The 24,247-nt window shown below is 63.1% G+C and carries 21 protein-coding genes and 1 tRNA gene; 6 read left to right on the forward strand and 16 right to left on the reverse strand.

All coding sequences use genetic code 11. The features are described from left to right. Positions 1–32: 32 nt before the first annotated feature. The 5 genes from pstB to AC3EMP_RS01000 form a co-directional block, all read right to left on the reverse strand. On the reverse strand, positions 33–857 hold the full coding sequence (pstB, locus tag AC3EMP_RS00980; protein WP_023670110.1) for a phosphate ABC transporter ATP-binding protein PstB: 825 nt from the start codon (positions 855–857) through the stop codon (positions 33–35). Between the two features lie 17 nt (positions 858–874). Beyond that, a complete protein-coding gene (pstA, locus tag AC3EMP_RS00985; RefSeq protein ID WP_023683971.1) occupies positions 875–2,191 on the reverse strand; it encodes a phosphate ABC transporter permease PstA in 1,317 nt (438 codons plus the stop codon). Then, positions 2,188–3,648, reverse strand: a complete 1,461-nt coding sequence (gene pstC / locus AC3EMP_RS00990) for a phosphate ABC transporter permease subunit PstC (RefSeq protein WP_023701343.1) — start codon at positions 3,646–3,648, stop codon at positions 2,188–2,190. Before pstC ends, pstA begins: the two co-directional genes overlap by 4 nt. Before the next feature lie 96 nt (positions 3,649–3,744). Then, positions 3,745–4,773 carry a substrate-binding domain-containing protein gene (locus AC3EMP_RS00995; RefSeq protein WP_023670113.1) on the reverse strand — a complete coding sequence of 343 codons (1,029 nt, stop codon included), beginning with the start codon at positions 4,771–4,773 and terminating at the stop codon, positions 3,745–3,747. A gap of 497 nt (positions 4,774–5,270) precedes the next feature. After that, positions 5,271–9,833: a PAS domain-containing hybrid sensor histidine kinase/response regulator gene (locus tag AC3EMP_RS01000; protein WP_198025491.1), complete on the reverse strand. Its 4,563-nt coding sequence runs from the start codon at positions 9,831–9,833 to the stop codon at positions 5,271–5,273. A gap of 188 nt (positions 9,834–10,021) precedes the next feature. On the opposite strand from AC3EMP_RS01000, the gene AC3EMP_RS01005 reads away from it, so the two are divergent. After that, the gene (locus AC3EMP_RS01005; protein ID WP_023696429.1) at positions 10,022–10,378 is read left to right on the forward strand and encodes a hypothetical protein; all 357 of its coding nucleotides are present in this window, start codon (positions 10,022–10,024) and stop codon (positions 10,376–10,378) included. Positions 10,379–10,496: 118 nt separating this feature from the next. Here AC3EMP_RS01005 and AC3EMP_RS01010 read toward each other — a convergent pair whose 3' ends face one another. Then, entirely contained in the window at positions 10,497–11,408 is a 912-nt protein-coding gene (locus AC3EMP_RS01010) for a DUF2865 domain-containing protein (RefSeq protein WP_023754145.1), read from the reverse strand. 292 nt (positions 11,409–11,700) lie between these two features. Here AC3EMP_RS01010 and AC3EMP_RS01015 point away from each other — a divergent pair, with 292 nt between their 5' ends. Continuing rightward, positions 11,701–11,916 (forward strand): hypothetical protein, encoded by a 216-nt coding sequence (locus AC3EMP_RS01015; RefSeq protein ID WP_023696431.1) that lies wholly within the window; start codon positions 11,701–11,703, stop codon positions 11,914–11,916. Between the two features lie 135 nt (positions 11,917–12,051). Here the strand turns inward: AC3EMP_RS01015 and AC3EMP_RS01020 are convergent, their stop codons facing one another. From AC3EMP_RS01020 to AC3EMP_RS01045, 6 genes are all read right to left on the reverse strand, one after another. Continuing rightward, positions 12,052–12,420 carry a hypothetical protein gene (locus AC3EMP_RS01020; RefSeq protein ID WP_023735219.1) on the reverse strand — a complete coding sequence of 123 codons (369 nt, stop codon included), beginning with the start codon at positions 12,418–12,420 and terminating at the stop codon, positions 12,052–12,054. Between the two features lie 212 nt (positions 12,421–12,632). Then, positions 12,633–13,514: a glutathione S-transferase family protein gene (locus tag AC3EMP_RS01025; RefSeq protein ID WP_023828378.1), complete on the reverse strand. Its 882-nt coding sequence runs from the start codon at positions 13,512–13,514 to the stop codon at positions 12,633–12,635. Positions 13,515–13,539: 25 nt separating this feature from the next. Continuing rightward, positions 13,540–14,121, reverse strand: a complete 582-nt coding sequence (locus AC3EMP_RS01030; RefSeq protein WP_352597612.1) for a VOC family protein — start codon at positions 14,119–14,121, stop codon at positions 13,540–13,542. Between the two features lie 594 nt (positions 14,122–14,715). Next, positions 14,716–14,790, reverse strand: a tRNA-Glu gene (locus AC3EMP_RS01035). Between the two features lie 91 nt (positions 14,791–14,881). Then, positions 14,882–15,289, reverse strand: a complete 408-nt coding sequence (locus tag AC3EMP_RS01040; protein ID WP_023735221.1) for a VOC family protein — start codon at positions 15,287–15,289, stop codon at positions 14,882–14,884. Positions 15,290–15,302: 13 nt separating this feature from the next. Beyond that, positions 15,303–15,683: a fimbrial protein gene (locus AC3EMP_RS01045; RefSeq protein WP_352597611.1), complete on the reverse strand. Its 381-nt coding sequence runs from the start codon at positions 15,681–15,683 to the stop codon at positions 15,303–15,305. 26 nt (positions 15,684–15,709) lie between these two features. Here AC3EMP_RS01045 and AC3EMP_RS01050 point away from each other — a divergent pair, with 26 nt between their 5' ends. Both AC3EMP_RS01050 and rpoH read left to right on the forward strand, forming a co-directional pair. Beyond that, the gene (locus AC3EMP_RS01050; RefSeq protein WP_023735223.1) at positions 15,710–16,768 is read left to right on the forward strand and encodes an RluA family pseudouridine synthase; all 1,059 of its coding nucleotides are present in this window, start codon (positions 15,710–15,712) and stop codon (positions 16,766–16,768) included. A 244-nt stretch (positions 16,769–17,012) separates the two neighbouring features. Beyond that, positions 17,013–17,924, forward strand: a complete 912-nt coding sequence (gene rpoH / locus AC3EMP_RS01055) for an RNA polymerase sigma factor RpoH (RefSeq protein WP_023670124.1) — start codon at positions 17,013–17,015, stop codon at positions 17,922–17,924. A 308-nt stretch (positions 17,925–18,232) separates the two neighbouring features. Here the strand turns inward: rpoH and AC3EMP_RS01060 are convergent, their stop codons facing one another. From AC3EMP_RS01060 to AC3EMP_RS01075, 4 genes are all read right to left on the reverse strand, one after another. Beyond that, positions 18,233–19,105, reverse strand: a complete 873-nt coding sequence (locus AC3EMP_RS01060) for an MBL fold metallo-hydrolase (RefSeq protein ID WP_031199864.1) — start codon at positions 19,103–19,105, stop codon at positions 18,233–18,235. Between the two features lie 147 nt (positions 19,106–19,252). Continuing rightward, complete coding sequence (locus AC3EMP_RS01065) at positions 19,253–19,912, reverse strand: peroxiredoxin (protein WP_352597610.1); 660 nt, start codon at positions 19,910–19,912, stop codon at positions 19,253–19,255. 190 nt (positions 19,913–20,102) lie between these two features. Further along, positions 20,103–20,468, reverse strand: a complete 366-nt coding sequence (locus tag AC3EMP_RS01070) for a cell division protein ZapA (protein WP_023735225.1) — start codon at positions 20,466–20,468, stop codon at positions 20,103–20,105. Between the two features lie 12 nt (positions 20,469–20,480). Then, positions 20,481–20,753, reverse strand: a complete 273-nt coding sequence (locus AC3EMP_RS01075; RefSeq protein WP_023670128.1) for a DUF4164 domain-containing protein — start codon at positions 20,751–20,753, stop codon at positions 20,481–20,483. 273 nt (positions 20,754–21,026) lie between these two features. Here AC3EMP_RS01075 and tkt point away from each other — a divergent pair, with 273 nt between their 5' ends. Both tkt and gap read left to right on the forward strand, forming a co-directional pair. Next, complete coding sequence (gene tkt / locus AC3EMP_RS01080) at positions 21,027–23,018, forward strand: transketolase (RefSeq protein ID WP_023670129.1); 1,992 nt, start codon at positions 21,027–21,029, stop codon at positions 23,016–23,018. A gap of 155 nt (positions 23,019–23,173) precedes the next feature. Continuing rightward, the gene (gap, locus tag AC3EMP_RS01085) at positions 23,174–24,184 is read left to right on the forward strand and encodes a type I glyceraldehyde-3-phosphate dehydrogenase (protein ID WP_027050775.1); all 1,011 of its coding nucleotides are present in this window, start codon (positions 23,174–23,176) and stop codon (positions 24,182–24,184) included. Positions 24,185–24,247: the final 63 nt, after the last annotated feature.

The raw sequence follows: 24,247 nt of genomic DNA on the forward strand, positions 1-24,247 counted from the left end.
TCCTCGTGCCTGAAATTCACCCGCCGGAAGGTTCAGCCGAAGCGGCCGGTAATGTAATCTTGGGTGCGCTTGTCGTCGGGGTTGGTGAACATCTTGTCGGTTGCGCCCTCCTCGACGAGATAGCCGAGATGGAACATCGCCGTGCGCTGCGACACGCGCGCCGCCTGCTGCATCGAATGGGTGACGATGACGATCGTGTAGTTCTGGCGCAGTTCGTCGATCAGCTCCTCGACACGGGCGGTGGCGATCGGATCAAGCGCCGAGCAGGGCTCATCCATCAGGATCACTTCCGGCGACACGGCGATGGCGCGCGCGATGCACAGGCGCTGCTGCTGGCCGCCGGACAGGCCGGTGCCGGGCTCCTGCAGGCGGTCCTTGACCTCGTTCCAGATCGCCGCCTTCTTCAGGCTCTGCTCGACGATCTGGTCCATGTCGGACTTGCGCTTGGCCAGCCCATGGATGCGCGGGCCGTAGGCGACGTTCTCGTAGATCGACTTCGGGAACGGATTGGGTTTCTGGAACACCATGCCGACGCGTGCGCGCAGTTCGACGACATCGATGTTCTTGTCGTAGATGTCGTCTTCATCGAGCGTGATCTTGCCGGTCACCCGCGCCGAATCGATGGTGTCGTTCATGCGGTTGAGGCAGCGCAGGAAGGTCGACTTGCCGCAGCCGGACGGGCCGATCAGCGCCGTCACCTGGTTCTGGCGGACGTCGAGATTGACGTCGAACAACGCCTGCTTCTCGCCGTAGAAGACGCCGACCTTGTCGCCGCGCATCTTGATGACTTCGTTCGACTTGGCGTTCATTTTGTCGCCCACTGCATTTTCAAGGGACTGTTCGGTCATGATGTTCATACCAAATTGCCTTTTTTCTACCAGCGCCGCTCGAACCGGCGCCGAAGCACGATCGCGGTGATGTTCATGGCCATGAGGAAGACGAGCAGGATGATGATGGCGCCGGACATGCGCTCGACAAAAGCGCGCTCAGCCTCGTTTGCCCACATATAGATCTGCACCGGCAGCGCGGTCGCCGGATCGAAAGGCGTCGTCGGATAATCGGCGACGAAAGCGACCATGCCGATCAAGAGCAGCGGTGCTGTCTCGCCGAGCGCACGCGCCAGGCCGATGATGGTGCCGGTAAGGATGCCCGGAGCGGCAAGCGGCAGGATGTGGTGGAACACCATCTGCATCTTGGAGGCGCCGAGGCCGAGCGCCGCCGAGCGGATCGACGGCGGCACCGCGGCAAGGGCGGCGCGCGTGGCGATGATGATGGTCGGCAGCGTCATCAGCGTCAGCACCAGGCCGCCGACGAAGGAAGCCGAGCGCGGCATGCCGAGGAAGTTGATGAACACGGCAAGGCCGAGCAGGCCGAAGACGATCGACGGCACCGCCGCGAGATTGTTGATGTTGACCTCGATCAGGTCGGTGAAGCGGTTCTTCTTGGCGAATTCCTCGAGATAGATCGAGGCGGCGACGCCGATCGGCAGCGCCAGCAACAGCACGATCACCATCATGTAGAACGAGCCGATGATCGCCACGCCCATGCCCGACGTTTCGGGCCGGCTGGAGGCGCCATAGGTGAACAGGCCGGTGTTGAAATGCTCGGCCATCACGCCGTCGGCTTTAAGCTTGTTCATCCAGTCGATCTGCTGGTTGGACACCTTGCGGCGCGCTTCATCGACGCCGAGGTCGATCTGACCCTTGAAGGCCGAGTCGAGGTTCGCGGCAGCCAGGATGTCGACGTCACGCGTCCTGCCGATCACCGACGGATCGGCGGAGACGATGTCGCGCAGCTGGACGCGGGCGCCTTCCGACAGGAAGCCCTTGAGCTTCAGCATCATCGGCTTGTTGGCCGGATCGATGCCGAGCTTGGCCACCAGCGCGTTTTCGGCGAGCTTGGGATAGTTCGCCTTGATCAGCACGGTAGGGTCGGTGGCGCGCTTGCCGGAGGGATCGATCACCTTCTCGTCGAAGGTCACCGGCAGCGTCACGGTCGTCTGCCAGAAGGCGGTGTAGCCTTTCGAGACGATGGTGATCAGCATGATGGCCAGGAACGCCAGGCCCACCGAGATCGCAATCACGCCATAGATGCGGAACCGGCGTTCGGCGGCATAGCGCGCCTTCAGCCCGATGTCGCGGCGCGGACGCGCGACGGCACCCGCCATCGTGTCCAGGGGGATGTCGGTCATTCGTACTGCTCCCGGTACTTGCGCACGATGTAGAGGGCGACGATGTTCATCACCAGCGTCAGCGCGAACAGCGTCAGGCCGAGCGCGAAGGCGACCAGCGTCTGCGGTGAGTTGAACTCGAGATCGCCGGTCAGCTGGTTGACAATCTTGACGGTGATGGTCGTCATCGCCTCGAACGGATTGGCCGTCAGATTGGCGGCGACGCCCGCCGCCAGCACGACGATCATCGTCTCGCCGATGGCGCGCGACGCCGTCAACAGGATGGCGCCGACGATGCCGGGCAGTGCCGCCGGCAGGATCACCCGCTTGATCGTCTCGGAGCGCGTGGCACCGAGGCCGAGCGAGCCGTCACGCATTGCGCGCGGCACCGCGGTGATGATGTCGTCGGACAAAGAGGACACGACCGGGATCAGCATGACGCCCATCACCAGGCCGGCGGTGAAGATGCTCTGGCCCTGGATGAAGGGAGAGCCGCCGGTGAGGGCTGCCGAGAGGTCGCGCAGGAACGGTCCGAGCGTGACCACGGCGAAGATGCCGTAGACGATGGTCGGGATGCCGGCCAGCAGTTCAAGCGCGGGCTTGACCACCGACCGGACGCTGCGCGAGGCGTATTCGGACATGTAGACCGCCGACATCAGCCCGACCGGCACTGCGACCAGAAGCGCAACGGCGGCGATGTAGAGCGTGCCGGCCAGTAGCGGGATCAGGCCGAACTGACCCTGGCTGCCGCCGGAACCGGCGGCGGCGAAACGCGGATCCCACACCGTTCCGAAGAAGAAGCTCATCGGCGACACGCTCTCGAAGAAGGTGATGGTCTGGAACAGCATCGACAGCACGATGCCGACCGTGGTCAGGATGGCGATGGTCGAGGCCGCAAGCAGCCCCCACAGCATCAGCTTCTCGACGTTGTTGCGCGCCCTGGCGCGCGGCGCGATCTGCCTCAGCGCATAGAAGGCGCCGGCGACCGACAGCGCGAAGGTCAGCACGGCGCTGAACAGGCCGAGCCGGTCCTGGACCTGGTTCGCCTCGACCGCGATCGGAATCATATAGTCCTGGGTGTCGCTGGCCAGTGCCACGCCCTTGGCGGCGAGCAGCGGCTGCAATTCGGCGAAAGTAGCGGGAAGTGCGGTATCGCCATCGAGCCGGCGCAGGCCCTTGGCCAGGCTCTTCACCAGGCTGGCGTCGAGCGCTTCGCTGGCCACCTTTGTGTCGGCGGTGCGCTCGGGCAAAGCGGCATGGATATGCCGGTCGAGATAGAAGGAAGAGCCGATATCCCAGACGGCGAGCAAAAGGACGGCAGGCAGGACCGCGATCAGAAAGGCCCACCAGCCATGATAATGCGCGCGCGAATGCGGCTTGACCTTGCCGGTATCCTGCGCCGCGGCGCGCTGGCGGCCGATCACAAAAGCGACCACGCCTATGGCAATGACTATGGCGAGTACGAGCAAGGACGACATCACCCACCCCAGGGAAAATTCAGATCGCCGCCGCCGTTGCGGCAAGCGGCGAAATCAGGGCGCGGATTTGGTCCGCGCCCTGATCCGGTCGGTTGATTACATTGTCTTTCCGGCGGCGAAGGCGTCGCGCTGGCCCTGACGTTCGGCGTCGGGAGCGGAAACCAGGCCGTACTGGGCGAGCGGGCTTTCCGGGCCGATCATCTGGTCATCAAGGAAGAACTCGACATATTCCTTGAGGCCGGGAACGACGCCCAGATGCGCCTTCTTGACGTAGAAGAACAACGGCCGCGACACGGGGTACGTGCCATCGGCGATGGTCTGCGTCGAAGGCACGATGCCTTCCACGGTAGCGACCTTCAGCTTGTCGGCATTGTTCTCGTAGAAGGCGAGGCCGAACACGCCAACGCCGGTCTTGTTGGAGTCGATGCGGGCCAGCGTCTCGGTGTAGTCGCCATCGATGTCGACAGCCTTGCCGTCCTTGCGGATGGCGATGCAGGTCTTGCCGATTTCCTTGTCGTCGGCGATGCCGGCAGCCTTCAAAGCGGCCTTGTCGCAGCCGGCGTCGAGCAGCTTGGTCTCGAACACTTCACGGGTGCCGTGCTTCTCACCCGGGATATAGGCGGCGATATCCCAGTCGGGCAGCTTCGGATTGACCTGGTTCCACTTGGTGTTCGGGTTGTCGACCAGCTTGCCGTCGACCACCAGCTTGGCGGCGAGCGCCTTGTAGATGTCGGCGGGAACCAGCGCCCAGTCCGGACCCTTGATGTCGGTGGCAAAGACGATGCCGTCATAGCCGATGCGGACTTCCTGGACGTCCTTGACGCCGGCGTCGGCGCAGGACTTCAGCTCGTCCTTCTTGATCGGGCGCGAGGAGTTGGCGATGTCGATCGTGTCTTCGCCGACGCCCTTGCAGAACTCCTTGATGCCGGCGCCGCTGCCGCCGGACTCGACCACCGGGGTCTTGAAGTTGGTGAAGGTTTCGCCGAACTGCTCGGCGACGATCTTGGCGTAAGGCAGCACGGTCGACGAACCGGCGACCTGGATCTGGTCACGCGCAGCGGCGACACCGGACGATGCGGCGAACGCTACCGCCACGGCCGATGCCGTAACGAGGAATTTCTTCATGTGGCCTGCTCCTGTTCGGAAGATGGTCTCTTGGCGCCCTCTTCAAACCGGCGCCCGCTGAGGCCAATAGCCTTCGATTATTACAGTCGCATGACAGTTTCGTGTCAGCCCGGTAACGTCGCACAGACGCCTCGTGAGCCGCAGCCTTTAAGCCGGTTTGTGGGGATGGAAGTTGCCGCTGGAATCAGACGCTTGCGCGATTCGTGCTGGCATCAAGTCCCGGCAGATCGCAGGCCGCGATGCCGAGAAAGAAAAACCGGACGGGAGCGCGTTGCCCGTGGCCAGAGCGAATTTTGGCCGAGCCATCGCCAAAAACAGGTCCGTTGGGGTAGATTCGACGCTGTTTCTTGTCGGCGGTCGCTTGCTCCCGCCCGTAACTGAATGAGCGGTTTCGTTGCGACCATTGTCCTGACTGGGCGCCAGCTTTGATATGGTGCGATCGCACCATAGCCTTGGCTGTTGCGGCGCGGCCGAATCCCGGCCGGCGCCGCAGGTTGCTATCCAGCGTCTCGTTGGGCTTCGCCTGATATGCCGACCCAGCGCTCGACCTTTTCGAGCAGCGCCCTGGGGCTGATCGGCTTGGGCAGATAGTCGTCCATGCCGGCTTCCAGGCAGCGCTCACGGTCGCCCTTCAAGGCATGCGCGGTGACGCCGACGATCGGGATATGCATACCCGTATGTTCTTCCAGCCGGCGAATTGCGGCGGTGGCCTCGAGCCCGTTCATCTCCGGCATCGAGACGTCCATCAGGATCATGCGCGGATTAAGCCGGCCGAAGGCATCAAGCGCCTTGCGGCCGTTGCCGACGATTTCGAAACTGTAGCCGGTTTCGCCGATTATCTGGGTGAACACCATCTGGTTCACTTCATTGTCCTCCGCAACGAGGATGTCGAGCCGACGTTCATCCCCGGCGGCCCGGGCGCGGGCACGAACCGGCGGCGGTTGCAGCAGGGCGCGTTCCGAGGCAGCGAGCGGCGGCTTTGCCGGCGACGGTTCGTTCCTGCCGCCGCCGGAACCGCTGCTTGCCGCCGGCAGCACACGGCCGTCTGTGATATTGTGATGGTGCCGCTGGATGGTGGCGACCAGCGTTTCCAGAAGCACCGAGGAACGCGCCGGCTTGATTAGCTGGGCGTCGATGCCGAGATCGCGATAGCTGGTGTTGGCGAGCGACTGGTCGACCGAAGTCAGCATGATGATCGGCGTGTCGGCCAGCCCTGCGGTGCTGCGCACGACGCGCGCCATCTCGGCGCCGCTCATCCCCGGCATCTGATAATCGAGCACGACGCAATCGACCGGCACGCCGTAGGCAGCCGCGGCGACCAGCACCTTGAGCCCTTCGGGTCCGCTTTCGGCGGCGCAGGAATCGAAGGTCCATGACGCCATCTGCTCGCTCAGGATCGATCGGTTGACGGCATTGTCGTCGACGATCAGCACCCGTGAGCCGGTCACGTCGACCGGCATGATCCGCCGTCCGGTCTGTTCCTCGGCCCTGGGCAATGTCACGGTGAACCAGAAGGTCGAGCCCTTGCCTTCGGCGCTCTCGACACCGATCTCGCCGCCCATCAACTCGACCAGCCGCGAGGTGATGGCGAGCCCGAGCCCCGTGCCTTCGTGGCGTCTGGTCGACGAGGTGTCGGCCTGACTGAATTTTTCGAAGACGAGCTTCAGTTTCTGCTGCGGAATGCCGATGCCGGTGTCGGTGACCGAAACGGTAAGCTTTGTCCCCGTCGGCCCCCTTTGTCCGGTCACGTCGACCAGCACGTGGCCTTCGTCGGTAAACTTCACCGCGTTGCCGACCAGATTGGTGACGATCTGCCTCATGCGACCGACATCGCCGACGAACAGGCTTTCCAGGCCCGGCTCGACGCGCACGATGAGCTCGAGGTCCTTCTCCTTGGCGCGCGTCGATATCAGCGTCGCCACATCCTCGATCGCTTCGGGCAGGTTGAAGGGCGCAGGGTCGAGCACCAGCTGTCCGGCATCGATCTTGGAGAAGTCCAGTATGTCGTTGATGATGGTCAAGAGCGCGTTACCCGATTTGACGATGATGTCGGTGAACGTCTTCTGCTTGGGATCGAGGTCGGATTTGGCCAGCAACTCGGCCATGCCGAGTACGCCGTTCATCGGCGTGCGGATCTCGTGGCTCATATTGGCCAGGAATTCCGACTTGGCGCGGTCGGCCAGTACGGCGCGCTGGCGCGCCTCGCGCAGTTCGGCCTCGCGCAGCTTCAGTTCGGTGATGTCGGTGGTCGACCCAATCAGATAGAGCGAACCATCGGACGCGATCATCGCGCCCTTGCGGGCGAACTGGTGGCGCACGCTGCCGTCGGCAAGCGTCACCGTTTCCTCGATCTCCTGTGTATCGCCTGTGCGCAGCACGGCGAGATCGCTGTTGACGAAGGCTTCGCCGTCCTCGCCGAAAATCTCGATGTCCGTCTTGCCGATCGCGTCTTCCCTGCGGAGGCCGGTGAGGTCGCACCAGCCCTTGTTGACGTAGAACTGCCTGAGGTCGGAGCGCTTGGCGTAGATCGACACCGGCACGTTGTCGATGAGATTGCGGAACACCTCGTTCTCGCGCATGCTCTCTTCCAACGCCTGCTCGCGCGCCTTGACGTCGGTGATGTCGGTGCTGGACCCGACCAGGTGCACCGACCCATCGAGCGCCACCAGCCGGCTCTTGCGCGTCATCAATTGCCGCACCGTGCCGTCGCGATGGGTAACGGGCTCCTCGATCTCGCGGCCGCGGCCGGTGACGACGACCTGGGTGTCGTCATGGGTGTAGGTTTCGGCGTCGTCTATGCCGAAAAGCTGGAGATCGGTTCGGCCGATGACCTCCTCCTTGGGGATGCCGGTCAGCGCGCACCAGGCCTTGTTGACGAATTCCATGCTCAGATCCTGCGCCTTGATGAAGGCGGCGACCGGCAGTTCGTCCATGACGTGGCGGAACAGGTCGATCTGGCGCATGCTTTCCTGCAGCGCCTTTTCGCGGCTCTTGATCTCCGAGATGTCGACGCGCACGCCGATGAAGGTGCCGTCCTCGGTGCGCATATCGTAGACCTGATACCAGCGGCCGTCGGGATTGCTCCGTTCGTAGGAGGAGTTCGGCAGGCGGTAGCGGGCGAGAATGGCATCCAGCCAGATGTCTCGATCGCCGTCATAGAGCTTGTCGGTCTCCGGATCGCCACTGAAGCGGAAATATCCCACGGAATGTCCAAGTTCCAACGCCTCGCGGAAGGTGCGGCCGGGCTGCCATGCCGGTTTCAGCGCCGGCAGCGTGTCCTGCAGCTTGCGATTGGCAAAGATGAACTTGTCGTCGCGGTCATAGATGATGACGGCCGCCGGCAGCGACTCCAGCACCGTGGCGAGGTTCTTGCGCGCGTCCTCGGCCTCGGTCTCGCGGCGCTTCATGTCGGAAATGTCGAACAGGAAACCGGCGACATAGTTGCGGCCACTGGGCATGCCGACGCGGTTCTTGCGCACGATGCGCGAGCGGCTGGCGCCCTCGGCGTCGAAAGTCTCCTCGACCTCGTAGGGCGTGCCGGTCGCCAGCACGGCGCGTTCGCTGTCTTCGAATTGCGCGGCGTCCTTTTGCTTGAGGAAGTCGCCGCCGGGCCTGCCCAGCATCGCTTGCGGGCTCTGTCCGAACAGTGCCGAAAACGCCTCATTGACGAAGACGAAACGCAGATTGTCGTCCTTTACGAAGATCGGGTCCTTGACGCCGTTGATCACCGCCTCGGCCAGCCGCGATTTCTCCAGCGCTTGGGCGAGTTCAGCCTCGCGATCCTTCATGTTGGTGACGTCGACATAGGAGATCAGCCTTTTGCCGCCGGCGAGCGGCGCCAGCGAGGCAATCAGCGTACGGCCGTCATTGCGTGGCAGTTGCCTGGAGCCCACCAGGCCGGCCGAGATTTCTGCTTCGCGCTCGGCGATGTGGTCCTGCCATTCCGCATCGTCAGCACCGTACGGGTCCATATCGCGGCTGGCCTGCATCAGTTCGCGGAAGCCGCAGCCGATGCCGGCGCGCCGGGGATCGATTTCCCAGAAATCATAGAAGGCGCGGTTGATCACCTCCGCGCGCATGTCGGCATCGAGGACGAGCACGCCGATCGGCATCTGGTCGACCATCGTGCGAAGATTGGCGAAGGTCTCGGTGATCTTGGCGTTGGCACTCTCGATCTCGGCGTCGCGACGCTTGAGCTCGGAGACGTCGTAGTAGGTCAACAGCCGCTTGCCGCCGGACAACGCCGTCACGGAGAACATCATCGTCCTGCCATTGGCATGGAGAAATTCGCGTGGCGCAACCGAGCCGGCGCTGATCTCCTCGATGCGGGTGGCGAGGTAGTGCTGCCACTGCTGTCCATCGAGATCGCCGTAGATGCCGTTGCGGCGGTTGAGTTCCATCAACAGGCTGAACGGCGCGCCGACCGTGACGGCGCCGTCGGGGATCCTGGAGAGCTCGCGATAGGCCTTGTTGACGATGAGCGTGTCGAACTTCGCGTCAAGCACCACGACGCCCATATGCATGGCATCCATTGTCCGCTCGAGATCGGCGAGGTGCTGCGTAGCCTCGCCGGCCGGCGGATCGCTCTCGTCCTGCCGCAGTTCGTCCAGCGCACCGGCCAGTGCCGTGACGTTGCGGCCGATGCCGCGATAGCCGATGAATTCGCCTTCGCCGTCGAACCGCGGGGAACCGGTGATCGAAACCCAGCGGCAGCCGGGACGGCCGCCCTTCAACTCATAAACAAAGTCGCGAAACGGCCGATGCGCCTGCAGATCCTCCAGATGCGCGGCGGCGTGTCGATTGCCGTGCACCATCTGCTTGAGGAAATCGAAGCGGAAACGGCCAAGAATGCTGGCGGGATCGATGCCGGTGGCGGCCTGGTAGTTCTCCGAAAGCCAGGAAAAGCGCAGCTCGGCGTCGGTCTCCCAGACCCAGTCGGCGCCGGCCCCGACCAGTTCGCGCAGCGCTTCGGGCGAACCCCCGACGGACGTATCCTCGCCGTTCACCACCCCTTTTAGGGAACCGCGTCCGCCACGTGTTCCAACAGTCCCGTCAGCCATCCCGTTCCCACCCCGAAAGCCAAGGCCGAACCCCCTCAGCGGTTCGCCGGCGGAATGTGCCCGAGAAGCATTAATGATCCGCTAACCATAACCAATCCAGACTGCGGCCAGAGCCACATTGCCCTGCGGTATTCCGCCGGTTGTCGGCGGAACCCCGGCCGGGCTATAAGTCAGCGGGGGTGTTGCTGATGACCGGTTGGATCGTGCCTTGTTTCCTGTGCCTGGCGCTGCTTGCGGGCAGCGGCTGCGCACGCAGCTATGACGGCACGGTGGTGATCCCGAAGCCGCTCGATATCAGGCGGGTCTGGGATCGCGATCCGTCGCAGACTGAGGCCAGCCAGATGCAGGCGGCAGCCGGTGTGTTTCCGACGCCACCGCCGCAGGAGCCCTACCGGCCCGCGGCACGCAGGCACACGACACAAATAGCTGCGCCAAGGCGGCACGTCAGGTCCAGCCCGCCCAGCATGGCTTCCGAACCGGCCAATCCGCTCACCTGCAAGAATGTCAGCGAACCCGGCAAACGCTACAGGATGGTTTGCGAATAGCTGGTACTAGAGCAATTCCAGGAAAAGTGTGAAACGGTTTTCCGTCCGGAATTGCGTAAAACAAAGACATAGAGCGGTTCGCCGTTTCGGTGAAACGGTGAAACGCTCTAGGCGCAGGTTACTCCGCCGGGAAGAAAGCCGGCCCGACCACCCTGACCGGCCGCGAGCCGGCCAATGGCTCGACCGACTGTCGCTGGGCGGCGCCCCTGGCCTCTGCAGCGTCTGCGCCAGGCTGGAGAAGTTGCGCCACGGTGCCAAGATCCGGCTTCGCTGACGGCAAAGGAATGATCGCGTTGGCCATATTGGCTGGCGTCACCGTGCGCGCTCTCAGCTCGGCAACGCGCCGGTGATAGCGCTTGAGGTCGCAGGCCCTGAAGTTCGCATCATTGCGATATTTGAAGGCCGTCGGCAGGTCCTTGTAGGATGTGCGCGTATCGAGCGCGACCATCTCTTCGGTTTCAAGGCTTGGGTCACTGAGCGTGTATAGGTCGACGCCGGCATCGTCGCAGATGTAGCGGCACTGATCGACCATCTCCTTGGCATCGCCGCCTTGCACGAACTGCGATTTCGGCGCCGGGAAGAAATAGCCGTCCGAGAGACGAACGCAAAACAGCATCGAATTGCTGCCGATCATGGCGCCAGCCGGACGCTGTCTTTGTTGCCCGGCGGCGGGCGTGCAGCCGAGCGCGACGAGCCTGGCCTGCAGTCCGGACGCATCCCGGCGCGAAATCGCGGCGCCGGCGATCTGGCGTTGCACCTGTGTGCGGCTTTTGGCGAGGTCGGCGCAAGCATTGAAGAAGCCCCCCACCGCACTTTGCGCCGTGCACCGGCGTTGCCTCTCCAGCCCCTGGATCGCCGCAAGCTGGCGACGTAGCTGCGCAAGCTCGGAGCTGATCCCGCCGCTGCGGCCGGACGGTGCCAGCTGGCTCCTGAGCGCGGCGCATGGATCGGCAAGGGAAGCCGAAATGCCGAGGACGCTTGCCGCTACCGACACCAGTGCAAAGGTCACGACAAGCCACAAACGCATCATCGGCGACACCTGGTTCCTTGTACCCCTGTGGAGCCGATCGCCGCTCCAGCCGATTGAGCCTCAATGCGGGAGGTAAGTCTAATTCAAGAGACGCCAGCAACCGCCAGGTATTTTATGCCGAGTGTATTATGCCGGTTCCTGTAAATTCGCTATTACACTTTTGTTTCAAGATGAGACGAAGCCAGGCTCGGGCGAGCCAGGCCGCCCGCAATCATCGATCCCGCGTTATCGGGCCCTTGCGGATGAAACCTTTCTCCGGTGTCTCGCGTTGTGTCGGGCAAAGGAGACGAAGATGTCTATTCACTTCACTGTCTCTGGCCTGACCAGGAACCTGTTCCACTCGCTGGGGCTGGACCATGAGCGGGCGCCGAGAGCGCTCGATCCCGAACAGAGCCTGTTGCTGGAATGCTATCTGGCCGGACAGATTCCGGAATCCGCCTGGGCCGACTACGTCTTCGAGACGCCGGAACTGCAGCGGCATGTCGATATCAGACGCCTGCACAACTGATCAGAGCAACTTCAGGAAAAGTGTGAGTCGTTTTTCCGGGAAAAGCGCGTAGCGCTTTCCCCTGGGAATTGCGTCAAGACAACGAGAGAGGGGGTCGCCGTTTCTGTGAAAACGGTGAAACGCTCGCCCGCTCGCCTACCGCTTGGGCGAAGCGAATTGCACGGTGAAGACATTGCCCGCGACGCCTTGCGCCAGCGTCGGCGAGAAGCTCAACGGCAAGCACTTTTGCAGGGCAGTAGTTGCGGCGTCGACGAATGATTTCCTGGTATCGGCATCGCCATCGACCTTGATCGCCGTCGGCCGCGGCGGACCAATCAGCGTGCCGTCGCGCTTGAAGCTGAAGCTCAAGGTGACGCTGGCATTTCCAACACCCGCCGGCGGCGTCCAGCACGCCTGGATGGCATCGCCGACCTCCGCCATCGTGTCGAGCGGCGCGGCATCGGAGGGGTAGCCTCCGGCCAACACAACACCGGCAATCGCAAACACTCTCGCTACGCCCTTCATAAAGCTCCTCGTGTGTCGTCCGCCGACCATGATGGTAGGGTCGAAGCAGACGATGGCAATATGCCTGATGTCTTACAGCATGAGACGCGCCTGATGGCGCATCGGCGAAAAGCAAAAGGCCGGCATTGCGCCGACCTTTCCCTTCACCCTTGCGCCAGTACATCCGTGGTCGCGCGGTGCCTTCAATAGACAGCGTTTTGGTTAATGAATCCTTAGCGTTGCGCGTTGGCCTGCGACTTCACATACGCAATGTAGCCGCGCACGTCGCCGGCCGGCTCGGCATAGGCCTGGCCGAGTTTCTTCTCCATCGCAGCGACATACTCCATGGCCCATTTGGGCAGCGCATAGTCGATGACGGCCAGGAACTCCAGCGTCGATGCCAGGCGTATGTCGGCGATCGACGGGTGCTTGCCGCCGATGAACGGCTTGCCGTCCCTGAAGAAGGAGTGAAACACCTCCAGCGGCTCGGCAATTGCCGCCATGGCGGCCTTCTGCGCCTCGGACTTCTTCTCCGGATGGGCGTCGCTATGGCCGACCTCGCCGGCATAGTGCGGGAAACCCAGCGCCGGATAGGTGGCGCGCGCCACATACGGGTAGAGCGTGCCGATCAGGTAGAACATGGCGCTGTCGACCATCGCCCGCTTGGCCGGCGCCTTGGGATAGAATTTCTCCAGCCCGTGCTTGTTGGCGAGATACTGCATGATGGCGCAGCTCTCCCACAGCACGCCGCGCGGCAGCCCCTTGTCCTCGATCATCGGCGTCAGATGCGCCGGATTGCGCGCCATATATTCCGGCGACCGGGTATGGCCCCAGGCGTCGGTCTCGGCGGCGTCGAACCCGGCCGCACGGGCAAACACCCGAACGGTCATGTTGTTGACGCTTGGCTTCAGCATCGAGAGCTTCAGCGCCGGTTTTTTCGCCGCCTTGGCCTTCGGCGCGGATTTCTTGGCAGCCGGCCTCGTCGCGGTTTTCGCGGCCGGCTTTGCGGCTGCCTTCGGCGCGGCCTTTACCGCCGCTTTTGCCGCCGGCTTCGCAGCCGCTTTTGCCGCAGGCTTGGGCGCTGATTTGCCAGCGCTCTTAACTGTCTTTGCCATTGTGGTCCTCCCCTTTTGCTGGCCGTCAGTATGGATTCTTCGGCGTCCGGTCGTCCGACAAGGTCGCGCGCGACCACTCGACCAGCGTCTGGATCGCGTCGGCAAGGTGCACTTCGGCGATGTTGTAGTCGCCGCGCGCAACGCGCAGCTTGTGCGCCTGCATCAAGACGTCGGCATGGGTGAAGCCGGCCGGCGGCTCGAAGCGGTAGGACGCCAGCTCGATCAGAAGGCCGAGCGGATCCTCGAAATAGATCGAATCCATGAAGCCGCGATCCTTGACGCCGCTGTGCTTGATGGCGCGCTCGTCGAGCCGGGCGACCGCCTGCAGGAAGGTCACGCGCGACACCGAGAACGCAATATGATGGACGCAGCCCGGTTCGGTGGGCGTGCGCCGCTTGACCGGCGTGCGGCTCTCGTCGGTGAAGACGGTGATCAACCTGCCGTCGCCGGGATCGAAATAGAGATGGCTTTCGCTTGGCTTGTCGAGATTGGGTTGCTCGAAAACGAACGGCATGCCGAGCACGCCCTCCCAGAAATCGATCGAGGTCTGGCGGCCGGCGCCGACGAGGGTGATGTGATGGACGCCCTGCGACTGCAGTTTCTGCATCGGTCTCCTCCTCGCCGACCCTCGCCTATGTTCCCCGGCGTCTTGCGCGCCGCAACGAGCCCTTTGGCAAGGCTTCGTACATGATGCTAGTGCAATTGGCAGCGCCGCGCCAGAAGCTCGCGGAGACTGCCGGCGCTGGATGGTGAAAGAGGCTTAAGGTTGCATGACCTGAGGCTACGCGACCGCTCTGAGCTCGGCTTCCGCCAGCGTGCCCAGGCCCGCGCATTCGGCGCATGCCATGGTCTGCCCGGGACAGCCGGCCCGATGCGTGCCTTGCGGGCAGCAATGCCCTTTCGACTCGCGCCATTTCAAGCAATCGAAAACCTGCCCGCTGCCGTGACAGCACGGGCATATCATTTTTGCCGAACTCATACCTGCTATGCCCAACCAAATCCGCGTTGCCGCAGATGCTATCCCCGCACCGCAAGTAACAGAGATCGCTACGCTTTCAAGCGTCGCGGTCTGACTTAAATTGGGTGTATCTGTGACGCGGATTTGCCGGGTTTTCGCTGATGCCGCCGACCCTCGCGGTCACACGCGATCCGCGCGGCTGCTGCCCGAAATTTTCGATGATGCGGAAGGAAAGTCGTTGCTTGGTACGCCCAAGGGGAATCGAACCCCTGTTCCCGCCGTGAGAGGGCGGTGTCCTGACCGCTAGACGATGGGCGCGTTCAAGAACCGGCGATATAGGCTGACGGTTTGGAAAAAGCAACTGGCTTCGAACGGCCGGACCGCTTCTGTGCAATGTCGGTTCGTGGACCTAGCGTTTCGGCTCGATCAGGTCCCACAGATTGCCATAGAGGTCGGCGAAAACCGCCACGGTGCCGTAAGGCTCATGGCGTGGCGTTTCGTGGAACTCGACGCCGTTTTCCAGCATCGTCGCATGGTCCCTGGCAAAATCATCGGTTTCGAGAAACAAAACCACGCGGCCTCCGGTCTGGTCGCCGACGCGGCTCTTCTGCACATCGTCCAACGCTTCCGCCAGAAGCAGCCGGGGCCCTTGCCCGACCGCCGGCGTTACCGTCACCCAGCGCTTGCCGTCGCCGAGCTCGATGTCGTCGCAGAGGACAAAGCCAAGCTTGCCGACATACCAGGCGATCGCCTCGTCATAGTCGGCGACGACGAGCGTGATGGTTGCGATGCGGCGATGGTCGGCAAACCCGGTCATTGTTTCGGCCCGCTCATTTGTTGCGGATGGCGAAGCGGCCGATGATACGGCGCTCGGCGATGTCGTAGACGAAGATGGTGCGGCTGCCGTCGCTGATCTCGGCGTCGATCGAAATGCGATTGCCCAACAGAGCCTGGCTGATCACCTTGGCTCCGACCGGGAGCACTATGTCGGCCACGAGCGGCTCGCCGGGCGGAACTGGAATGTCGTTGGCGAGCGGCGGGTTCGCGGGCGGCGCTTTGCGCGATTTGTAGACAATGGCCGCGATCACCACCATAAGGGCCAGCAAAAGCAGGCCGAGATTGATGGCCATGAAACGGATGAGCCTGCCGCGCACCTTTTCGATCTCGGGATCGAGCGGCTTTTCTTCTTCATCGGCAACGGGCCGGGCCATGGCAGAACTTTCCGGAACTTTTTTCGATGAGCGCTCATAGCGAAGAGACCCCTGAATTGATAGAGGCTGGACAATTCATAGAGGCGGCGCCGACCGTGCTCGAAGCCGGCGCGGAAGCGGCCGGCCAGCGCCTCGACCAGTGGCTGGCGAGCGCCCTCGGGCCTGACATGTCGCGCAGCCGGGTGCAGATGCTGATCCGGCAAGGTGCCGTTTCGATCGACGGCAAGCCGGTCGACGAGACCAAGCGCAAAATGAGTGCCGGCGAGCGCGTATCGGTCGTCATGCCCAAGCCCGAACCGGCCGAACCGCAAGGCGAGCCCATCGCGCTCGACGTGCTTTATGAGGACGACGAGCTGATCGTCATCAACAAGCCGGCCGGCCTCGTCGTCCATCCCGGCGCCGGCAACTGGACCGGCACGCTGGTCAATGCCCTGATCCACCACTGCGGCGACAGTCTTTCAGGCATTGGCGGCGTCAGGCGGCCGGGCATCGTCCATCGGCTGGACAAGGAAACCAGCGGCGTCATGGTGGTGGCTAAGACCGACCGCGCCCACAAGGCGCTGTCGGAGGCCTTTGCCGACCACGGCCGCACCGGCGACCTCGAACGTGCTTATTTGGCGCTGGTTTGGGGCATCCCTCCACGGCCGACCGGAACGGTCGACGCGCCGCTTGGCCGTGCTGCCGACCGCGTGCGCCGCGCCGTCGTGCCGGAAGGCCGTGACGATGCCCGCCGCGCCGTGACCCATTTCACCGTCAAGGAGCGTTTCGGCGAGGGCCAGCAGGCGTTCGCCACCGCCAGCCTGGTCGAATGCCGGCTGGAAACCGGCCGCACCCACCAGATCCGCGTTCACATGGCTCATATCGGCCATCCCGTCATCGGTGACCCCGATTACGGCCAGGCCTTCCGCACCAAGGCCAACCGGCTGCCCGAACTGCTGAAGGGTCAGGTCAAGGCATTTTCCAGGCAAGCTTTGCATGCCTGGCTTCTTGCATTTCGGCACCCGGCTACCCATTTATCGATGAGGTTCGAGGCGCCGATACCGGGGGACATGGAGGAACTCGTCGGCGGCTTCCGCAAGCTCTGAACCCGAGCAATTCCAGGAAAAGTGTGAAACGGTTTTCCGTCCGGAATTGCGTCTAAACAAGCCAGCTAAAACCTGAGCGGCATTGTTCACTTCAGCGTGACACACTGTTTCGTGTTGAACAAATGCCTGTCTTTTCTGGTTTTGTTCCTATATAAATCAGTTGCCGCGGGCGAGCCTTTTGGTGCTCGCGTCACATGCCCGCCGCGTTTCGGGGGCATCACTCCAATAGAGAGGGGGCGCAATCATGGCCCAGTCACTACCCAGTATTGTTTCCGGCGAAGGCGGCCTCAGCCGCTACCTGGAAGAAATCCGCCGCTTTCCCATGCTTCAGCCGCAGGAAGAGTACATGCTCGCCAAGCGCTACGCCGAGCATGAAGACACCAGCGCTGCGCACAAGCTCGTCACCAGCCACCTTCGGCTCGTTGCCAAGATCGCCATGGGCTATCGCGGCTACGGCCTGCCGATCGGCGAAGTGATCTCGGAAGGCAATGTCGGCCTGATGCAGGCCGTCAAGAAATTCGAACCCGAGCGTGGCTTCCGCCTCGCGACCTACGCCATGTGGTGGATCAAGGCCTCGATCCAGGAGTACATCCTGCGCTCGTGGAGCCTGGTCAAGATGGGCACGACCGCCAATCAGAAGCGCCTGTTCTTCAACCTGCGCAAGGTGAAGGGCAAGATCCAGGCGCTGGACGATGGCGACCTCAAGCCCGACCAGATCACCGAGATCGCCACCCGGCTGAACGTGTCGGAAGCCGAAGTCGTGTCGATGAACCGCCGCCTGTCGGGCGACGCGTCGCTGAACGCGCCGATCCGCGCCAGCGAAGGTGAATCCGGCGAATGGCAGGACTGGCTGGTCGATGACCACGAAAGCCAGGAAGACATGCTGATCGAACAGGACGAGCTGGAAAACCGCCGCGGCATGCTGTCGGGTGCTTTGGCCGTGCTGAACGATCGTGAGCGGCGCATCTTCGAGGCACGCCGCCTCGCCGAGGAGCCACTGACGCTGGAAGAGCTGTCGTCCGAGTTCGACATCAGCCGCGAGCGCGTGCGCCAGATCGAGGTGCGCGCCTTCGAGAAGGTGCAGGACGCGGTCAAGGCCGCCGCCAAGCGCCAGATGCAGGCGCTGCGCACGATCGAGGCGCAGCCCGCGGCGTAAAGCCGGGTTCGGCTAAGGAACAGAAGGCGGCGTCGGGAAACCGGCGCCGCCTTTTTTGTTTTGTCGTCCGTCGGCGGTTAGCGAAAGTCGGGCAACAGCTGATCTCCCCCCTTGAGGGGGAGATATCCGGCAGGACAGAGGGGGGCGTGACGGATCGCAGCTTGCGATTTTAACTATCCCCAACCTGGAATTGTTCGAGCACACAGCAAAGGTCGGCGGGACAGCACCCCCCTCTGCCCTGCCGGGCATCTCCCCCTCAAGTGGGGAGGTTGGCAGCTTCGGCGACGGCGCCAACAGCATGAACCGATCTACAGCCCATCCAGCGGAAACTTGAGATACCTTCGGCCGTTGGCCTCCGGTTCCGGCAGCCGTCCACCATTCATGTTGACCTGCAGCGCATGCAGGATCAGCCGCGGCATCGGCAGTGTCTTGTCGCGCGCTTCGCGCAAGTCGACGAACTCGGCTTCGCTGCGCGCCGCAACGAGGTGGATATTCTTTGCCCTCTGCTCGGCGACCGTGCTCTCCCAGTACGGCTCGCGCCCGCCGGCCTGATAGTCGTGGCCGACGAACACGCGCGTATCGTCCGGCAGCGCCAGAATGCCCTCAATCGAATGCCACAGCCGCGCGGCACTGCCGCCGGGAAAGTCCGTCCTTGCCGAGCCGCTGTCGGGCATGAACAGCGTGTCGTGGACGAAGGCTGCGTCGCCGATGACATAGGTGATCGAGGCCAGCGTGTGGCCGGGCGAGAACAGCACCTTGACCGGCAGGTTGCCGATCATGAACGTTTCGCCTTCCCCAAACAGCCGGTCCCACTGCGAGCCGTCTGCGGGGAAATCCGGCCAGTTGTAGATCGCCTTCCACAGCGCCTGGACTTCGATGATCCTGTCGCCGATCGCCGTCGGCGCGCCGGTCTTTTCCCGGAGATAGTGCGCCGCCGAGAAATGATCGGCATGCGGATGGGTGTCCAGGATCCACTCGAGCTCCAGCCCGTTTTCGCGGATAAAATCCAGCAAGGCGTCGGCATTCTTCGTCGCCGTCGCGCCGGATTTTTCGTCGAAGTCGAGGATCGGGTCGATGACGGCGCAGCGTCTCGTCACCGGGTCGGTGACGACATACTGGATCGCGCCGGTCGGCTTGTCGTAGAAGCCGGCGACCTCAGGTTTGGCCGAAGCGATGTCCAATGTCCGGCTCCCCTGCCCCTTGCCCGACAGGAACCGTTTTCTCCGTCGGGACTGAACAAGAGCATGGTCATCTGGCAAAGCGCGCCGGTCAAGCACGCCTTGCCACAAATAGGACTGAAGCCCGAAATAGCTCCGACGGAGCAAAACCTAGGCTGACGGCTGCTTGGTCTTCCTGAGATAGGGCAGGATCGTCTCGAAAGCGCCAAAACGCTTGACCGCATCTTCGTTCGAAACCGCGGCGGTGATGATCACATCCTCGCCCTGCTTCCAGTTGGCCGGCGTCGCCACCTGGTGCTTGGCGGTCAGCTGCATGGAATCGACCGCGCGCAGGATCTCGTCGAAGTTGCGGCCCGTCGTCATTGGGTAAGTCAGCACCAGCTTGATCTTCTTGTCCGACCCGACGACATAGACCGAGCGCACCGTGGCGTTGTCGGCCGGCGTGCGGCCTTCCGACGTCTCGCCGGCGCCCGCCGGCAGCATGTCATAAAGCTTGGCCACCTTGAGATCCTTGTCGCCGATCAGCGGGTAGTTCACCGTCTGGCCGGTCGCCGTCTTGATGTCGGCCTGCCACTTGTCGTGGCTCGCAACGGGATCGACGGAAATGCCGATGACCTTGACGTTGCGCTTCTTGAACTCGCCTTCGAGCCCCGCCATCGTGCCCAGCTCGGTGGTGCAGACCGGGGTGAAATTCTTCGGATGGCTGAACAGGATCGCCCAGCCGTCGCCGATCCAGTCATGAAACTTGATCGGCCCTTGCGTGGTCTCGGCGGTGAAGTCAGGCGCGATGTCGTTGATACGAAGGCTCATGGCATTATTTCCCCAGCAACAGATTTCGTCAGGAGCGGCCGTGGACGGCGTCAACGCTCCGGCATTGCCGCATCTTAGCGCAAAAATCGCGGCTGCAGGACAATAGGAAACTATTATTGGCGACGGAACGAGCACTTTCGTTCTACGGACCGACGTTGGGCCGACAATCTTTCGTTTGTGCGGGAAAGGCTCAGGCCTTGTTGACCGCCAGCGACGTGGCCAGGTCTTCCATGCGCTGGGCGAGCGCGCCGAGCGCGCTGGTCAGCACGGTGTCGTTCTTGTCGGCCTTGGTCAGCGCTTCGTCGCGCGTCTTGCGCAGCGTCTGCACTTCGGCCTCCATGCCCTTGACCCGCTTCTGCAGCTCCGAAAGCTCGTCCATCACCATGATGCCGGCCATCACCGTCAGCCGCTGGTCGCCGATCTCGCCGAACGAATCCTTCAGATGCGAGACATAACGGTCGAACCGCTCGGCGAGGTCGATCAGGTGCTCTTCCTGACCCTCGTCGCAAGCCATGCGATACTGCTTGCCGTCGATGGAAACCGTGACCTGTGCCATGGCCTGCAGCTCCTACCTGTCCAGCACCGCGCGGATGGTTTCCATGGCGGTCACCAAGCGGCGCGAAACTTCCTTGTTGGCATCTTCCAGCCGTTCGGCGCGGGCTTCGGAATTGTCGAGTTCCTGCGCCAGCCGTGAACGGTCGGCGTTCATGCGCTGCACCTCAGCCTCGGCTTCGGAATAGTCGCGCTCGTGCTCGAGCTTGGCCGCGACGGCGTTTTCCAGCCCCTCGATGGCCTTGCCCAGCCTGTGGATGACTTCCTTGAGTGTGGTTTCGCCGGTCATGGCCTTCGTCCTGTGCCCTGCCCATCACCGAATCGCTTCGCGTTCAGAACGCGTTAACAAGGAAACATTAGGCACCGGGTGAAGGCAACGTCAACAAAGCTCTCGCGACTGTCCCCCGCTAACGCTAATGTAGGTCGCCCCATAAGGTCTCAAAGCCATCACAAGACCGGCAAATGTGCAGCCGATTTGTTGACTAAAAGCCCGTGGCTGCTATGTGTCGCGCACTCTTTCCTGGGCTCTGCCAAGCCCACAAATCCCCACCCCGGAGGTACCATGACGTCGCGTGAACAACATGACCGGATGGCCAATGCGATCCGTTTTCTCTCCATGGACGCCGTCGAGAAGTCCCAGTCCGGCCATCCCGGCCTGCCCATGGGCTGCGCCGACATCGCCACAGTGCTGTTCACCCGCTTTCTGAAATATGATCCGAAGAACCCCCATTGGCCGGACCGCGACCGCTTCATCCTGTCGGCCGGCCATGGTTCGATGCTGCTCTACTCGCTGCTGCATCTGACCGGTTACGAGGACATGACCCTCGACCAGATCAAGCATTTCCGCCAGCTGGGTTCCAAGACTGCCGGCCATCCCGAATACGGCCATGCCACCGGCATCGAGACGACGACCGGCCCGCTCGGCCAGGGTCTCGCCAATTCGGTCGGCTTCGCGCTCGGCGAGCGCATCATGAACGCCGCCTTCGGCAACGACCTCGTCGACCACTACACCTATGTGCTGGCCGGCGACGGCTGCCTGATGGAAGGTGTTTCCCAGGAAGCCATCGCGCTGGCCGGGCACCTCAAGCTCAACAAGCTGATCGTCTTCTGGGACAACAACAACATCTCGATCGACGGTCCGGTTTCGCTTGCAGACAACACCGACCAGGTCGCCCGCTTCCAGGCCTCGGGCTGGAACGCCAGCCACATTGACGGCACCGACCCCGAGGCAATCGCCTACGCCATCGAAGCCGCCCGCCATTCCGACAAGCCGACGATGATTGCCTGCAAGACGACCATCGGCTTCGGCGCCCCGACCAAGGCCGGCACCAACAAGGCACATGGCTCACCGCTCGGCGCCGACGAGATCGCCGGCGCGCGGAAATTCTTCAACTGGGACTCCCCGCCCTTCGAAATTCCGGCCGACATTCTCGACGCCTGGCGCACCGCCGGCAAGGCCGGCGTCAAGCCGCGCACCGACTGGGAAGGCCGGCTCGCCAAGGCCAAGCCCGAGCTGAAGGCCGAGTTCGAGCGCCGCCTCGCCGGCAAGCTGCCGTCGAATTTCGATGCCGTCATTGCCGACTACAAGAAGAAGCTGTCGGCCGACAAGCCGAAGGTCGCCACCCGCAAATCGTCGGAAATGGCGCTGGAAGTCATCAACGGCGCGGTGCCGGAAACCATCGGCGGCTCTGCCGACCTGACGGGCTCCAACAACACCAAGACCAGCCAGACCAAGAACATCACGCCGGACGATTACGGCCAGCGCTATGTCCACTACGGCATCCGCGAGCATGGCATGGCGGCCGCCCTCAACGGCCTGACGCTGCATGGCGGCCTCATCGCCTATGGTGGCACCTTCATGTGCTTCTCTGACTATGCCCGTCCGTCGATGCGGCTGGCGTCGCTGATGGGCATCCGCTCGATCTTCGTCATGACCCATGATTCGATCGGTTTGGGCGAAGACGGCCCGACCCACCAGCCGGTCGAGCACCTGGCGGCGCTCCGCGCCATCCCCAACCACAATGTCTTCCGTCCGGCCGACGCGGTGGAAACCGCCGAATGCTGGCAGATTGCCATTGAATCGGAAAAGACCCCGTCCACCCTGGCGCTGACCCGCCAGAACCTGCCGACGGTGCGCACCGAGCACTCGGCCAGGAACCTCTCGAGCCAGGGCGCCTATGAACTGGCCGCGGCGAGCGGCGAAGCGGCGGTGACGATCTTCGCGACCGGCTCCGAGGTCGAGATCGCGCTCGGCGCCCGTGATTTGCTTGAAAAGCATGGGCACCCGACCCGCGTCGTCTCGGTGCCTTGCTTCGAACTGTTCGACCAGCAGAGCGACGCCTACCGCAAGGAGACGATCGGCAACGCGCCGATCAAGATGGCGATCGAGGCCGGCATCCGCCAGGGCTGGGATCACCTGATCGGCTCCGACGGCATCTTCATCGGCATGACCGGCTTCGGCGCTTCCGGCACCATCGAGCAGCTCTACCCGCATTTCGGCATCACCGCCGAAGCCGCGGCCAAGGCCGCGGAAGCCCGCCTGCACGGCAAGTAAGATCAGGGTCAGTCCCGCGCACCTCCAAGGCGGATTCGCGGGGCTGGACCAACCTAATCGATTTAAATTCGGCCTTCTGCGGCTGGATTCTTGTGCCATCCGCCGCTATGAAGCTGCGGACCCATCTGCCGCCTCCAGCTCCCAGGGAGAGTAAAATGACCGTCAGAGTTGCCATCAACGGATTTGGCCGCATCGGCCGCAACATCCTGCGCGCCATCCATGAATCCGGCCGCAAGGACATCGACGTCGTCGCCGTCAACGACCTCGGCCCGGTCGAGACCAACGCGCATCTGCTGCGCTATGACAGCGTGCACGGCCGCTTCCCGCACGAAGTGTCGGTCTCGGGCGACCAGATCACCGTCGGCAAGGAGACCTTCAAGGTCACCGCGATCAAGGACCCGGCGCAACTGCCGTGGAAGGAACTCGGCATCGACATCGCGCTCGAATGCACCGGCATCTTCACCGCCCGCGACAAGGCTGCCGCGCATTTGACCGCCGGCGCCAAGCGCGTCGTCGTCTCCGCGCCTGCCGAAGGTGCTGACCTCACCGTCGTCTACGGCATCAACCACGACAAGCTGACCAAGGACCACATCGTCATCTCGAATGCGTCCTGCACCACCAACTGCCTGGCGCCGCTGGCCGCAGTGCTGCACGAGACCGTCGGCATCGAAAAGGGCATGATGACGACGATCCACTCCTACACCGGCGACCAGCCGACGCTGGACACCATGCACAAGGATCTCTACCGCGGCCGCGCGGCTGCCCTGTCGCAGATCCCGACCTCGACCGGTGCGGCCAAGGCGATCGGCCTGGTGCTGCCCGACCTCAAGGGCAAGCTCGACGGCATCTCGATCCGCGTGCCGACCCCCAACGTCTCGGTTGTCGACTTCAAGTTCATCGCCAAGCGCGCCACCTCCGTGCAGGAGATCAACGAAGCGGTGATCGCCGCCTCCAACGGCAAGTTGAAGGGCATTCTCGGCGTCACCCATCACCCGAATGTGTCGATCGACTTCAACCACGATCCGCGCTCGTCGATCCTGGCGCTCGACCAGACCAAGGTCATGGACGGCAACTTCGTTTCGGTGCTGTCCTGGTACGACAATGAGTGGGGCTTCTCTAACCGCATGGCCGACACCTCGGTCGCCTTTGGCAAGACCATCGCCTGACCTGAAGGCATCGTCTCGCAGCTTCGAACGCCCGGCTTGTCCGGGCGTTTTTCGTCAGCGCGC

This window comes from Mesorhizobium sp. P160219 (assembly GCF_057786095.1).